Source organism: Sediminibacillus terrae (assembly GCF_009602435.1).
Classification (GTDB): Bacteria; Bacillota; Bacilli; order Bacillales; family Amphibacillaceae; genus Sediminibacillus; species Sediminibacillus terrae.
Genome location: NZ_VZDQ01000026.1, coordinates 106342 through 120845 on the forward strand (window position 1 = coordinate 106342; position 14504 = coordinate 120845).

Annotated in this window: 17 protein-coding genes; all 17 read right to left on the reverse strand. The window is 44.8% G+C overall.

Features of this window, described 5'->3' with window-relative positions:
- Position 1 precedes the first annotated feature (1 nt).
- The 17 genes from F6X55_RS15805 to F6X55_RS15885 all read right to left on the reverse strand — a co-directional run bounded on the left by F6X55_RS15805 (position 2) and on the right by F6X55_RS15885 (position 14495).
- Complete coding sequence (locus tag F6X55_RS15805) at positions 2 to 871, reverse strand: M50 family metallopeptidase (RefSeq protein ID WP_237648693.1); 870 nt, start codon at positions 869 to 871, stop codon at positions 2 to 4.
- The gene (locus F6X55_RS15810) at positions 855 to 1619 is read right to left on the reverse strand and encodes a M23 family metallopeptidase (RefSeq protein ID WP_026771116.1); all 765 of its coding nucleotides are present in this window, start codon (positions 1617 to 1619) and stop codon (positions 855 to 857) included. The genes F6X55_RS15805 and F6X55_RS15810 overlap by 17 nt, the downstream gene beginning before the upstream one ends.
- A 376-nt stretch (positions 1620 to 1995) precedes the next feature.
- The gene (minD, locus tag F6X55_RS15815; RefSeq protein ID WP_026569815.1) at positions 1996 to 2796 is read right to left on the reverse strand and encodes a septum site-determining protein MinD; all 801 of its coding nucleotides are present in this window, start codon (positions 2794 to 2796) and stop codon (positions 1996 to 1998) included.
- A complete protein-coding gene (minC, locus tag F6X55_RS15820; RefSeq protein ID WP_152525502.1) occupies positions 2789 to 3475 on the reverse strand; it encodes a septum site-determining protein MinC in 687 nt (228 codons plus the stop codon). Before minC ends, minD begins: the two co-directional genes overlap by 8 nt.
- A gap of 64 nt (positions 3476 to 3539) precedes the next feature.
- Positions 3540 to 4079, reverse strand: coding sequence for a rod shape-determining protein MreD (gene mreD / locus F6X55_RS15825; RefSeq protein WP_051390397.1), 540 nt, complete (start codon positions 4077 to 4079; stop codon positions 3540 to 3542).
- Positions 4079 to 4939 (reverse strand): rod shape-determining protein MreC, encoded by an 861-nt coding sequence (mreC, locus tag F6X55_RS15830; protein WP_026569812.1) that lies wholly within the window; start codon positions 4937 to 4939, stop codon positions 4079 to 4081. The genes mreD and mreC overlap by 1 nt, the downstream gene beginning before the upstream one ends.
- Positions 4940 to 4953: 14 nt before the next feature.
- Positions 4954 to 5994 (reverse strand): rod shape-determining protein, encoded by a 1041-nt coding sequence (locus F6X55_RS15835; RefSeq protein ID WP_026569811.1) that lies wholly within the window; start codon positions 5992 to 5994, stop codon positions 4954 to 4956.
- A gap of 266 nt (positions 5995 to 6260) precedes the next feature.
- A complete protein-coding gene (gene radC / locus F6X55_RS15840; protein WP_026569810.1) occupies positions 6261 to 6950 on the reverse strand; it encodes a RadC family protein in 690 nt (229 codons plus the stop codon).
- Positions 6951 to 6983: 33 nt separating this feature from the next.
- Complete coding sequence (locus F6X55_RS15845) at positions 6984 to 7556, reverse strand: Maf family protein (protein WP_153464674.1); 573 nt, start codon at positions 7554 to 7556, stop codon at positions 6984 to 6986.
- A 168-nt stretch (positions 7557 to 7724) separates the two neighbouring features.
- A complete protein-coding gene (locus F6X55_RS15850; protein ID WP_153464675.1) occupies positions 7725 to 8639 on the reverse strand; it encodes a hypothetical protein in 915 nt (304 codons plus the stop codon).
- 138 nt (positions 8640 to 8777) lie between these two features.
- A complete protein-coding gene (locus tag F6X55_RS15855) occupies positions 8778 to 9386 on the reverse strand; it encodes a hypothetical protein (protein WP_035426671.1) in 609 nt (202 codons plus the stop codon).
- Positions 9376 to 9927, reverse strand: coding sequence for a PilN domain-containing protein (locus F6X55_RS15860; RefSeq protein WP_153464677.1), 552 nt, complete (start codon positions 9925 to 9927; stop codon positions 9376 to 9378). The genes F6X55_RS15855 and F6X55_RS15860 overlap by 11 nt, the downstream gene beginning before the upstream one ends.
- 25 nt (positions 9928 to 9952) lie before the next feature.
- Positions 9953 to 10909 (reverse strand): type IV pilus biogenesis protein PilM, encoded by a 957-nt coding sequence (gene pilM, locus F6X55_RS15865; protein WP_026569805.1) that lies wholly within the window; start codon positions 10907 to 10909, stop codon positions 9953 to 9955.
- A gap of 12 nt (positions 10910 to 10921) precedes the next feature.
- A complete protein-coding gene (locus F6X55_RS15870) occupies positions 10922 to 11677 on the reverse strand; it encodes a prepilin peptidase (protein ID WP_153464680.1) in 756 nt (251 codons plus the stop codon).
- 57 nt (positions 11678 to 11734) lie between these two features.
- Positions 11735 to 12100 carry a prepilin-type N-terminal cleavage/methylation domain-containing protein gene (locus F6X55_RS15875; RefSeq protein WP_153464682.1) on the reverse strand — a complete coding sequence of 122 codons (366 nt, stop codon included), beginning with the start codon at positions 12098 to 12100 and terminating at the stop codon, positions 11735 to 11737.
- A gap of 151 nt (positions 12101 to 12251) precedes the next feature.
- The gene (locus tag F6X55_RS15880; protein ID WP_153464684.1) at positions 12252 to 13454 is read right to left on the reverse strand and encodes a type II secretion system F family protein; all 1203 of its coding nucleotides are present in this window, start codon (positions 13452 to 13454) and stop codon (positions 12252 to 12254) included.
- A 6-nt stretch (positions 13455 to 13460) separates the two neighbouring features.
- Positions 13461 to 14495: a type IV pilus twitching motility protein PilT gene (locus F6X55_RS15885; protein WP_026569802.1), complete on the reverse strand. Its 1035-nt coding sequence runs from the start codon at positions 14493 to 14495 to the stop codon at positions 13461 to 13463.
- Positions 14496 to 14504 lie beyond the last annotated feature (9 nt).

The following is a 14504-nucleotide window of genomic DNA, read 5'->3' on the forward strand; positions in this document are numbered from 1 at the left end:
CTCACTTGGAACGGCTAAGTAATTCACCTGCACTTATCTGGTGCTGCTTCATCTTGAAATAGGCGTCAAGGCAAGTATGTTCTTCCAGCCAATCGGATTGCCTTTTGGACGGTTTCACATAAATGTGATGTGTCTGTCCGCGCTTAAACCGGAAAAACACGTGAAGCAGCCTTGTATTGGGATTAACAATAACCGGCCGTATTTTCGATTTTTCCGTAATTGGCGTCAAATAACGTTTCAACAAAAACCGTAGAAAAATATAATAACGCTGCTTCCATTCTAATCGATTTTCCCATAATATAAAACCGGTCAACATGACAGCGCTCAATGTAAAAGGAAAAAAAAGGAGCAACGAGACAACAGCAGCCAAGGAGAAGGCGATTGAACTGACAATTGTCAGGGTGTGGGCCAACCTGAAAGGAAAAATATAGGATAATAACAAAAATACCATTTTCCCCCCGTCAAGTGGCCAAATCGGCAGCAGGTTAAACAATAAGATGGTTGTGTTGTATAGAAAGCCGATTTCGACGAGGGAAGCGGGCATTGCGGAACTTTCTTTGCATAAAAACAACACACCATAAATCCACAGGTGCTGCAGTGGTCCTGCAGCAATAATCCAAGCTTCCTCCCTGATTGGTTTGCTGCTATGTTCTTCCGTTTCCATCACTCCGCCGAAAACCCATAGATTGATTTTTCTTATCCGCCAGCCATACCACTTCGCTGCCAGGTAATGACCAAGTTCATGTATGACAACAATAAAAAAAATAACCAGAAATTCTGCAAGGGTACCAGTCAGGACTGCAGTAAGTGCGAACAACCATAATATCGGATGAATATGCAGTTGTGGAACCATGTTATGACTGCTCGTCAACTTGCATCACCTGTACAGGGTCGAGAAATTGGTTGTTTTTTTGTATCGCAAAGTAAATGTCTTGTTTCTCTCCTTTTACTGGATCAAACTGCCCGATAACGTGATTATCCCCAATGAACTGATATTGATAAACATCGATATTGGTCAAGTATCCATAAATGCTCTTACTCCGGTCGGCATGCTGTACGATGACTGTTTTCCCGGTATCCGGTTTATTGCCAGCGAAAATCACTGTTCCGTCTTTCACTGCGACTACTTCGGACTTCTCGTCGGCAGCTATACGGATAGCTTCCCCAGTTGATTGAAAGGACTGGCTCACTGTCCCGTTAACTGGAAGCACAGCCGGAAGTTCTTCCGTCTCTTCTTGATCCGGCACCATGGCCAAAGGGTTGCCAAACTTACTTTGATACCATGCGTTCACAGAAGCGAATGGGAATTCTTCAGTGAAGGCCTCGGTCGTCCATTGTTTGGGACGTTCACTCCAACTGGCTTCCAGCTGATGTATCATCGAGACACCAAAAAACAGGACGCCCGCTAATATGCCTTTCAACATTAAGCTGGCAGCAAAACTTTCTTTACGTGTGCCCGGGCTTGTCCCTTGACTAGGGGTGAAAGGAAGATAACCGTGTTTTTCTTCTTCTTGCGGGAAAGGAGTCACTGCTTGTTTATCCGGAAGTGATTGATTTAACGGATGTTCTCTTTTTCTTTTCGCAATGTTTTTCCTGATTTGTCTGACATCTTTTTTCATTTGCTTCACTTTCCTTTGCGGGATTTGTACAAGTCTATGAAGCAATAAAAAAAGATATACCTGTCCTCCAAACCCTTCCCTTTAAACTTCGTCTATTCCATCCGTTTAAAAGTTCATGGCAAGGAAATGATGATAAAGTTCCCCCGCGGAACCGACACGCCCAAGCTTTACGGAACAGGGGGATTTGCTTTTTCGTGACAAGTACGGCTTCGAAGGCTGTTCACCGGTTGCGGAAAACATAGTGGGCTCTCGGTACAGCCAGCCGACGTCTCAAGATTAGAACCGAGTGTATTCCTGCCAATAATGGCATTACCCCACAAAAAATCTCTCAACCTGTCATCGGCAGGTTGAGAGATTGGTAACAAACATATCAGCTTCAGGAGCGCATTCCCAAGAATTTTTTCATTTTGGCGAACATGCCTTTTTCTTCTTCCAGTGACAATAGAGGTACCGTTTCGCCAAGAATCCGGCGGGCGATGTTTCGATAAGCCAGGGAGGCTTTTGTATTCGGGTGAAAAGCAACGGGTTCACCATGATTGGAAGCTTTGATCACTTCATCATCATCCGCAACTATCCCCAGTAATTCAATCGACAAAATTTGAACGATTTCATCCACATCCAGCATATCGCCATTTTTAACCATATGATTCCGGATACGGTTAACAATCAAATGGGGCGGTTCCACTTTTTCTTCTTTTTCCAACAAACCGATGATCCGGTCTGCATCCCGCACGCTTGATTTTTCCGGTGTCGTGACGACAATTGCTTTATCGGCACCGGCAACCGCATTTTTATAACCCTGTTCAATGCCAGCTGGACAATCTATTAAAATATAATCATATTCTTGTTTCAATTCAGCAACAATCGCTTCCATCCCCTCGGGAGTAAGATCCGATTTATCACTCGTCTGGGCTGCAGGAAGCAGATACAAACAATCAAATCGTTTATCTTTGATCAATGCCTGTTTCAATTTACAGCGCTTCTGGATAACATCGACGATATCATAAATTATCCGGTTTTCAAGCCCCATGACAACATCTAAATTACGGAGCCCGATGTCTGTATCAATCAGACAAACTTTTTTCTCCATCAACGCGAGCGCAGTACCTATATTGGCAGTTGTGGTGGTTTTGCCGACGCCGCCCTTACCTGAAGTAATTACGATTGCTTCACCCATGTATCATTCTCCTTTCAAACCCGTTTATATCAGGTCGTTTACGTGCCAAAATCTGTAGACGGTCGATAATGATTTTTTCTTGCTCATGATCGATGATTCCGCATTCCATATAAACGCCTTCTGTTTCATAATCTGGGGAACGACTGATATAATCAGCTATCCGCAGCTGGGTTGGCTTCATATATGCAGCGGCAATCACCGCTTCCCGATTGTTGGGAACTCCTGCATGGGCGACTCCCCGCAAATTCCCCATCACGAAAATATTCCCGCTAGCCATGATTTTTCCGCCAGGATTCACATCACCGATCAGCAACATATCCCCCTGGACCTCGATTACCTGTCCAGAACGGACTACCTTGTTGACCACCTTGACTTCACTATCCTCGAGCCAATCCAGCGCCTGTTTTTTCGGAATGACATTTGATTCGATCGATTGAACGACCAATTTATTTTTACTGCGGATCAACTCGCGCAGTTGTTCTTCTTGATTTTCGTGTAAATAACGGTTCCCCAGCTGAATGGTAACAGTGATCATCGGCTCATCTTCTGCCACATGATTAGTGGACAGGGTTGCTTCGAGTTCGGTTAGCATTTCACTGAATGAGCATGAATCATCAATATACAGGGTAAGACCATCCCGAGTTCCTTTTATCGTTATTAATTGCTTGCTGCCTGCCACGATCATTCACCTCAAACCTTTTATATTTATATCTTTTTCAGGAGATAGAACATTCCGTTAAATCTCAAAACTTCCCAGAAGTGTTGAAACGCTCCGTTGACCATTTGGACAACTTCGCTTTTGTCAATGGGTAAATTAGGATTAAAAGCAACAGATTGGCCAGAAGAGTCGGAATCAGACGAATATAGAAATAATCCTGCCAAGGCAGCTCGGTCAAACCAATAAAGGAGTATACTATATAGACACCAGTATCTGCCAGAACAACTGCCAGGGCGGCAAGAACCACCGCCACCAAAAAATTGGTATGAAGCAATTTTTTCAGACCATGGATTCCATAAACGACTAAAGGATAGATAAACATGTAAACGCCTAAGACGCTAGTATAAACGATATCAATCATCAAACCGAAGACAATGGCATACAGCACCGATACGTATGTATTTTCCAGATCGTAAAAAATACTGATTAACACCAAATACAACAATACCCAATGTGCAGCGATCATCCAGCGGCCGGTCACCAGGCTGTTCGGAAGAAAGTCGACCGCCACGCCCTCGAGTACCAACAGAAGTAAAAGAAAAAGAGGAAGGTAGAATTTCGCCATTATTCTTCCTCCTCCTGCTGATTCCCTTCAGCTGCATTGACGACGATCACATGATCCATGTTATCGACATCGGCTGCAGGAGTGACATAAGCCATTTGGGTAAGACCGTATTTGTCCGGAGTGACTTCTTTAACCGTCCCGATTTCCAGACCGCGGATGAATACCCCGCCCATACCGGATGAAACGACTAAGGCACCTTCTTCGACTTCAGATTCATAGGAATTGAGCTTTAACATCAATGCTTCTTTTTCTTCATCGTAACCAATGACAAACCCAGACTCGTCCTCTTTGTCCTCTTGGGAAACTGTTACAGAAATCCTGTTGGTTCCGTCAAAGCCTCTAAGCAATTGGACAGTGGAAGAAAATTCGGCAGCTGATTTAATTTTGCCGACCATACCTTGGCCTGTAATAACTGCCATATTCTTTTTGACGCCATCCTGTTCCCCTTTATTGATGGTTACTTCTTTGAAAAAAGGTTCTGGACTTTGGCTCCTTACAGAGGCCTGAATCGGTTCATAATCAGAAATGGACTCGGTTTTGTCCAGTATCTGCCGTAACTCTTCGTTATCCTGTTTCAGTTCCTGTATCTCATAGAGCAGTGACTTATGATCGGCCAGCCGCTCCTTCAATAGTTGGTTTTCTTCATACGTATGTTTGATTTCATCAATATTGGAAAAAATATTGCTGGTGAACTCTGCCGGCCGGTGGACCACTCCCTGAAGCCATCCGACCGTATCTTTCAAGAACTCCTCACCCACTGTAAGATTGCTCCGATCACTCATAGAGTATCCGATCAAGGCAACCAGTACAATAAAACCAATTAAAATGATGAACAAACGTGTTCTTCTAAAAAAAGACATCAATTAACACCTACTTACTTCATCGAGGATCGACTGGATACGTTAGGTTGGGAGGTAAAGTGATGGATGTACTCCAATGCTTTCCCTGTGCCAATAGCTACACTGTCCAACGGTTCTTCCGCAACAAATACCGGCATTTTTGTTTCCTCGCTGATGACATCATCCAGCCCTTTAAGCAGTGCGCCGCCTCCTGACAGGACAATTCCCCGGTCCATAATGTCTGCCGCAAGCTCTGGAGGTGTTTTTTCCAGCGTATTTTTGACTGCTTCGACAATGGAAGATACCGTATCTTGCAGAGATGAAGAAATTTCATCCGATGTGATGGTGATGGTTTTCGGCAGGCCTGTCAACAGGTCCCTCCCACGGATATCCATCTCTTCTACTTCGGACGGACTACCTGCGGATCCGATATCCATTTTGATGGATTCCGCCGAGCGTTCACCGATCATCAGATTGTATTGCTTGCGAATATATTGAATGATTGCATCGTCCATATCATCGCCTGCTGTTCTGATAGATTGACTGGTCACAATACCGCCGAGTGAAATGATAGCGACTTCCGTAGTGCCTCCACCGATGTCGACAATCATGCTTCCAGTAGGCTCCCATACAGGCAAGCCGGCACCTATCGCAGCAGCAAAAGGTTCTGCAATCGGAAATGCATCTTTGGCGCCTGCTTGTTTCGTAGCATCGATGACCGCCCTTTCCTCGACCATCGTGATTCCTGAAGGCACACAAACCATGACATTCGGCTTGCGGGCAAAAGCAGACCGGGTTTTTTGCGCTTTTTTGATGTAGTATTTCATCATGACAGCAGTCGTGTCGTAATCCGCAATAACTCCGTCTTTCATCGGACGTATGACGGAAATGTTACCCGGCGTCCTCCCGATCATATTTCGTGCAGAACTGCCAACTGCTTCTATTTCACCAGTCGCTGTGTTTTTGGCTACAACAGACGGCTCCCTTACGACAACACCCTTGCCTTTGACGAATACCAGCGTGTTCGCCGTTCCTAAATCTATACCTAAGTCTTGTGATAAACTGAATCTTCCCAAAAAAATCTCCCTTTCCAACACATCTCATAATCTTGTCATTACATTCTTTTGTATGTTTTACTATATCGATTACCGACATAACTTGCAATTAATCCCATTGCAGTTCCAATGACGGATTTCCTGTTCGGGCGGACACTTGCCATCCATCTTCAATGCAGAAAGCTGCATGAGAAGAAGCGCCAAACCCTGGAAAGAATCCCGAGCATGGCGCTGACTGTATCATCCGCCTATATAATTATACGAAAAAAAATTAAAAATAGATAGTGTTACAGATACCCTTTTTCTTTCAATGAGACAAATTTACGGTCGCCGATCACTATATGATCTAAAAGTTCGATGCCGATCATCTTGCCACACTCGGACAAACGCTTGGTAACATGGATATCTTCCTGAGAAGGGGATGGATCGCCGGATGGGTGGTTATGTGCACAGATAATAGAAGCAGCAGAGCGTTTTACCGCTTCGCGAAACACTTCTCTCGGATGGACGATCGAAGCATTCAAGCTGCCTATGAAGATCGTCTGTCTGTGGAGGATTTGATTTTTGGTGTTTAAAAAAATTACAACAAAATGTTCTTGATTGAGGTTTCTCATTTCTTCCATAATATAATCTGCTCCGTCTTCCGGACTGCGGATGACATACCGTTCGTCCGGTCGAAAACGGTGGAGGCGTTTACCGAATTCAATCGCAGCCAGAATCAAAACTCCCTTGGCTGTGCCGATTCCCCTGATTGCAGTCAATTCTTCAATCGTAGCGTCCTTCAGTAAATCAAGCCCCTCAAAATGCATAAACACACGTTGAGAAAGCGTGGTGACCGATTCATCCTTCGTACCAGTACCAAGCAATATGGCAAGTAAATCCTGGTTCGATAATGTCGCCGGTCCTTTTTCAATCAGTCGTTCCCTTGGTCTATCCTGCTTGGGAACATGTTTCAACGTAACATCCGCTTGCACCATAGCATTTATCAGCCCCTTTTAGATAAACCTCAATTACCCGGAGGAAGATGGGACAATGCCAAAATGCTCAAGCTCGCGGACCACCTTAGACAGCGGCAGGCCGACCACATTGAAATAATCACCATGAATTTCCCGGACCAATAACGAGCCCTTTCCCTGGATGCCATAACCACCAGCCTTGTCGAAAGGTTCGCCGGTGTCGATATAAGCATCCAGTTTTTCATCGGTCATTTCCCAAAAGGTGACCTTGGTTGCGACAGAAAAAACGATAGATTTACCCTGCGAACGAATAGAAACTCCAGTATGTACTTGGTGTGTTTCTCCGTTCAAATCTGAAAGCATGGAGAATGCTTTTTCCCGGCTATCTGGCTTGGTGAGAATCCGTCCATGCAAGCTGACTACCGTGTCGGCACTGAGCACCACCTCTTCTCCGGCAGGATTCAGCTTTTCCCCTTTCATCACGGCCAGTTTTTCCACCAGCTCTCTTGCATTACCAGCGGTAACCGATCGTTCGTCTATATCGGGTGCTTCTACAAAAAACTGCAAACCCGCCTGTTCCAGTAGTTTTTTTCTGCGCGGTGACCCGGAGGCTAAAATAAGCTTCAATTCTCAGTGTCCTTTCCGTTAGGTATTGAGTACGTTTATTGTAACCGAGAAAACAGCTTGCATTCAAGCAGACAAAAAACAATTTTGGACAACTCCACCAACGGAAAAACAGGAATTCCCCCTATTGTTTCCCGGGATTCCGAGCGTCTTTCCGGGTTAAGTAAACCATTACAGTTGGACGGCCATTTTCCACAGAGAAAGCAGTTCAATCTGTATCTCGTTCATCGACAAATCCTTGGCTTGGTTTGTCAGCTCTTTAGCCTTATCATGAAATTGCAGCAACGATTCCGGACCATCTTCCGGAAGCAACCCCAACCAATCGTTCCAATCCTCGCCATTTATCTCTCCTCCAGCACTCACGCTGTCTTGCCATAATTGCGGGAACTGCTTCAGCCATTCTGCTTCCTCTTTTGTGAAATCACTTTTGACGGCTGCTGTCTGCCAAGGTTTTACATAGGTTTCCAGTTCACTGTCAGTCATCTCTACTGCTGTTTTTTTGGCAGCGGCTTCAGTGTCGGCAACTCCGGCAAAGAGATAGTACTGTCCTTCACGCTCCCATACCATCGAAGGAAAATCTGCTTCCGTGAAATTTTTCTGCCATGCCTCCGCTTTTTCTTTTGATGAAAAAACCCCTCCCTGGACGACAAAGGCTTCCATTCCTTTCATGCCACCGGCATTTTCAGCTGTGCCATCTTTTTCTGTGCCGTCATTTGCAGGGCTTGTGTAGGACGATGGCAATGTTCCCGGATCACTTGATTCATCGATACCGGCAAACATTCGAAGCATAATAAAGCCCAATGTCAGGCCAATCGCCAACGCAGAAAATGCCGCAAAAAGAAACACCTTATAAATGCCGGGCAGCTTTCTTTTTGCAGGTGGCTTTTTCTGATACCACTCACTTGCACCTTCTTCTATCGGGCTCTCGAAAAGCGGACTTGCAGAACCATGTAAATTTTTCTCCAAAGCAGCGGCTTGTTCACGGATGGTCTTCTTGCTTTCTTCCGGGTATTCATCGTGTTTGGCGTTGACATGCTTCCTTTTGTTGTCATTGATTCGTACAGTGATCGGTTTATGTTTGTCCACTCCAATTTCCCCGTTTCTCTACTAGAATTTCTTTCAACTCTAGCATATGAAAGGTAAAAAGTAAGAGGAGAATTGTCTAAGACAACTCTCCTCTTTTCTACAAATGCCCCTCATTTTGATTAAATTCCGTCATTATTTTTAAATTTCCTCTTCTGTTGTTGGTTCGGCTTCTCCTATGCTTTCCTCCAACAGAGCTTCCAGGTCCGGGGCATAAAAACCTTGTATATGTACAGTGAAAGCAACTCCATTCTCCTCCCCTGCCATTTCCAAATGATTGACTCGCAAAAGGCGATTCTCTTTTTCCAACAGTTGAAGAAAGTTGTCGACTTCCTCGTATTGTTCCGATTTGCCTTGCAATTCATAGGCAAAGCTATCAATCTCCGCCATCGCCTCTGATTCTCCCTGTCCTTCTGCGCTCTCTTCACTTTCTTGAATTTCGACCAGCTCTTTGAGCGTTACTCCAGTAGATTCAGCTATAGCTTCTAAGGTGACAAGGATTTGGTCCATTTCCTTGTCAATCGGAAGCTTCGATTGCAACGCGCCCGCTCCTTCTGGAAGGTTCGCTCCACTTGCTCCAGACTCAAGACTTCGCAAAGCCTGATCCTGTATTCGTATTTCTTCCTCCAGCTCGTTCTTTTTATCTTTTGCCGGAGCTACATAAAAATGATAACCAATAGCATAAAAACTCCCGATGGCAATGAAGGCTGCAAGGATTGTCACTGGAAGGAAACGGTGATTATCCGCCACCACTGATCACCTCCTTGAATCTCGCGGTATCCACTTGGAATCGGAAACTAGATTGATAGATTTGTCCATCTTTCGTTTTCTGGGGATAAACATCGACCAAACTTGCCTCCTCGACATACGGCTGATTAGTCAGTGCTTCTGAAAAAGCAGCAGCTCCTGAGAGCGAGTCGGATTCCATGGTCAGTTTCACACCTTCCATCGAATCATAAACAAAATTTGACAAATAGCCACTTTCCGGTAAAAGGCCGTTCATTTCCTCCATTAACGCCCTTGGTGAAAACAAGGATGACTCTACTATTTCCACCCGTTCAGCCAGTTCTTTCCGCTGTCGTTGAATATTGTGACTGCTCGTCCGATCACTGAGTGAGGAATTGTTTTTCTTCCACTGTACTTGCATATCATCCACCTGGCTATTTAAATAAGCATGCTGCCAATAAAGAAATCCGATACAGGCAAACAAAAAAACAAGCACCACGACAGCAATAAGAGAAACAAAACTTTTTTTCTTTTGTTGTGCAATAAAATTGATTTCGATTGTCATCGGCAGTCCCCACCTTGATTTACCATCACTTTTTTATCGATAATCCCAATACATCAGCAAATTTTCCCGGCATCTGCATGTTCTTTTCCAAATCATCCAGGATGATGATAGGCATCCGATAATTTTCCTTCAGGTTAGTCTCGACTTCCTCCAAAAAAGGAAAATCGCCGCAAAGCAGCAGTTTATTGATTTGTTTCTCTCCGTCCATTACAGAATACTGATAAAAATCTAAAAACCTTTCCAGCATTGTCAGCTGTTCGTCAATCGATTCGGCGATTTCTGTCTGGCTTCCATGCCAGATTATCTCTTCCGATTCCTCGTTTAACTCCCACGAATCCTGCGATAGGACAGATTTAATTTGACGGGTGAAAACGGGCTTGTTTTCGTTGAAAGCCGTCAGCACTGCTGCATCCCTTCCCCACTGTGCCAGCAGCAAATGATCGCCTTCCTCTGCATAGTCGAGCTCGTTATAAAGACGATACAGCGATAAAGAGGAAAGATCCGCCACCACCGGTACCAGCCCAGATTGCTTGAAAGCATACAAATATTCATTTATCCGTTCTTTCGGATAAGCAAATAATAGTATCTTCACTTGGTCATTTTCTTCACCTATGATGACAAAGTCAAAAACCGGGTCGGAAAAAGGGAGACGGATGTTTTCTTCTAATTCCATTTTGATAAAGCTTTTTATTTCCGCTTTTTTCAGTTGTTTTGGTACCAAATGCTCGCGGATGGTTACTGAAGCATCAGGTACACAAAAAGACAGCCGGTTATTTTTCCATTTTTTATTGGATACAAGCATACGCAAGACAGACGCAAAGCTTTCCGGTTCAGAAATTTTCCCGTCGATGATGACTCCGGCTTCCAGCTGTATCTCTCCATAATCGACTACCCCGGTGAGCGTCGGCTGACTTGTGACCATGTATCGAATCGCTCGATCTTTGATTATCAAATTGACTTGCTTTTTATTTTTCTGAAACATGATCCACCTACTTTAAAAAAATGAGGTTAAGTACCAGTTGAATAATTTATCACCAAAGAAATAGACCGTAATGCTTCCGAGTACGATAAAAGGACCGAAGGGAACTGGTTTTTCCCGTTCTATCCGTTTAAATGCAAGTAAAATCAGCGTGATCACCGCTCCATACACCGTCGAAATAAAAAATGCCAACAACACTTTTTTCCAGCCCAGTACTATTCCCAATACGCCGAATAGTTTCATATCCCCGCCGCCCATTCCGCCACGGCTGGCAAAGATGATGGCTGCGAGAAGCACGAGCCCGGTGAAACCGCCAATGATTGTTGTCCACCATGGATCAAGCGGACTAATGATTCTTCCCGCTAAGAAAAGCGGCAAAAAAAATAACAGTACACGATCAGGTATTTCCATATATCGCAAGTCTGATACCAGTATGATGGCGAGCATCGAGCTTAATAGCAAGGCGACTAAAAGTTCTGCTTGAAATCCAACATGCCAGAAGCATGCTGCAAACAACAGGCCGGTTCCCGACTCAGTCACAGGATATATCGGGGAAATGCAGCCGCGGCAATGACGGCAGCGGCCCTTTTGCCACAGATAGGACAGGACGGGAATCAGCTCATACCACTTTAAGAAATGACCGCAATGCGGGCAATAGGAGCGATTCTTTGCGAACAACTGCTGCCTGGGGACCCGCATGCCGACAACATTGAAAAACGAGCCAAAAATCAATCCGAGGATGAAAAAATAACAGAGGTAAAAGATTGTCATCATGTTCTCCTATATGCAGAGAGATCCCTCAGCGGGGATCCCTCGGTATTCTTCATTCTATTCCGTAGTAGTGGTGGTTGGTGTAAACTCGAAATTTTGTTCATCTGCACCTGGATTGCTCTTATACACAACTTTACCAGTAGGGAGCTCCGTACCGTCTTTCTCTTCCAGGTAATTTTTGGTTACCAGATCAGCAACTGTAATTTCCGTTTCGAATTCTTCGGCTGCATAAGCAATACGGGCAGCCTCGATAATCATATCGATTTCTGCCTCATCCGCTTTATGCTCTGTGTTTCCGATTATTCCACCGATAGCCGGCACCGCGATGGCCGCAATGATTCCTAAAATAACAATGACTGCGAGCAACTCGACCAACGTAAACCCTTTTTCTTCCTTGCACTTCTTCCATAATCTTCTTAACATCAATGATTCCTCCTTGACTATGTATTTTGTCGACAAGCCTGCGACTACCATGGTTTCCGGCGGTTCTCCCATTGTTCTCTCAACTAACCCTATTATACTATATAAACCGGCTTTGAACAGGACCTTTTTACTAGAATCCGTATATTTTCTGTTAAATACTTTCAAAAATAGAAAACATCGGTATGATGATAGCCAACACGATGGCGCCGACCATCACAGCCAAAAACACGATCATGATCGGTTCGATCAGCGATTTCAGTTTATCAGAAGCCTCATCCAACTCCTGTTCGTAAAAATCGGCGACTTTTTTCAGCATTTTGTCCAAAGAACCTGAACTTTCTCCGACGGCGATCATTTGGGTCACCAGCTTCGGAAAAGCCCAGTGTTCTTTCATCGGGCCTGCAAACGATTCCCCTTCTTCCAAAGCATCCCGACTTCTTTTCAACACTTGCTTGAACATCTTGTTGCCGATTACTCGTTCAGTAATACTGATAGCCTGCAAAATCGGAACCGAGCTGGCCAAAAGCGAGCTCAACGTCTGGGTCATCCGGGCTAATAAAGCTTTTTGTAAGAACTTGCCGAACAACGGAAGTTTTAGTTTAGCACGGTCCAACCGATCTGCGATATAAGTCTTTTTGCTTAAGTATGGGTAGAGGACGGAAAATAAAACAGCCAACATGACTATTACCCACCAATAACCTTGGGCCAAACTACTTATTTTTAATACGGCTGCCGTATAAGCAGGAATATCTTCTCCAAAAGAGGCAAACATTTCCGTAAAAATCGGAACAATGAAAACTAGCAGAAAAATGGAAACCAAAATAGAAATCGCGCCTACTGCCAATGGATAAGCAAGCGATGAAGCGATCTTCTGTTTCAGCCTATATTGCTTCTCGTAATAGGCCGCCATATTATCGAGAATGTCGTCCAGACTGCCGCTGATTTCCCCTGCATGGACCATACTGACCAATAATTCCGGAAATATTTTTGGATATTTCTCCATTGCATCAGTTAACGGGACACCTGTCTCCAAATCTTGTTTGACGTGTTCCAGAGCTGCTTTCAGGTATTTGTTATCAGCCTGTTCAGCCAGGATTGATGTGGCAGCAACCAGTGAAATGCCTGCATCGACCAAGGTAGCGAATTGCCGCAAAAACAAAACGAAATCACGGTTTTTCACCTGTCGTCCCAAATGAATATCTCTGTACAGGAAACTGTTGAGCTCTTCCACATCATAAACAACCACACCCTGACTCCTTAGGTAAGTCAGTGCTTCCTGCTTCGATTCGGCACTCACTTTTCCCGTCCTAGCCTTTCCTTCCTTGCTTCTCGCCCGGTATCGGTAATACGCCATTCAGCCTCACCCTCTTTCCTTGAGGTAAGGAAGGGCGAGTTCTTCGGAAATTTCTCTTGTTCGCAGCAATTTTTTTATATCCATTGTCATCGTGTGCATCCCTTGCTCGCGGGACACCTGCATGGTATTCGGAATTTGGTGCATCTTTTCGTTTCGGATCAAATTCTTTATCGCTGCAGTATTCCGCAAGATTTCTGTTGCTGCTTTCCGCCCCTGCTTATCAGGGGTCTGAAACAAACGCTGCGAAATGATCGCCTGCAGTACGTTTGCCAGTTGTATACGAATCTGTCCCTTTTGATGGGAAGGAAACACGTCGATGATTCTGTCCATCGTGGAGGAAGCATCGGTCGTATGCAAAGTTCCGAGGACAAGATGACCGGTCTCGGCGGCTGTGATAGCGGTCGCTATCGTTTCCAAATCGCGCATTTCTCCGACGAGTATGACGTCTGGGTCCTGCCGCAGGCAAGCACGCAAACCATTTTGGAAGTTTTGCGTGTCGAATCCTACTTCCCGTTGGTCAATAATGCAATTTCCGTGGGAATGTAAGTACTCAATCGGATCTTCCAACGTAATGATGTGTTTATGCATCGTCTTGTTCATATAATCAATCATGGCAGCAAGTGTCGTGCTTTTGCCACTTCCCGTCGGCCCTGTAACCAGCACCAGTCCCTGGGTGCTGGCAGCGATTTCTTTAATCACCCCGGGCAGTTGGAGCTCTTCCAGAGTGGGAATGACCTTGGGAACGACGCGTATAGCAAGCGAAAGACAATTCCGTTGATGAAAAATGTTCATCCTGAATCGTGATATTCCAGGTAGGCCATAAGACAAATCTATTTCTCTCTTCTCCTGCAGTCTATCCCATAACTTGTCATTTATCGCGGATTTGACCATATTCTCCGTATCCTCTGGTGTAAGCATTTCCTGTCCGAACGGCTTTAACTCCCCATGGATACGGAAAACCGGCGGCGTCCCTACTGTGAGATGAATATCAGAAGCATTTCGGGAAAAAGCTTCCTCCAATAAAGAATCCAATCGATTCATGTTGATTCC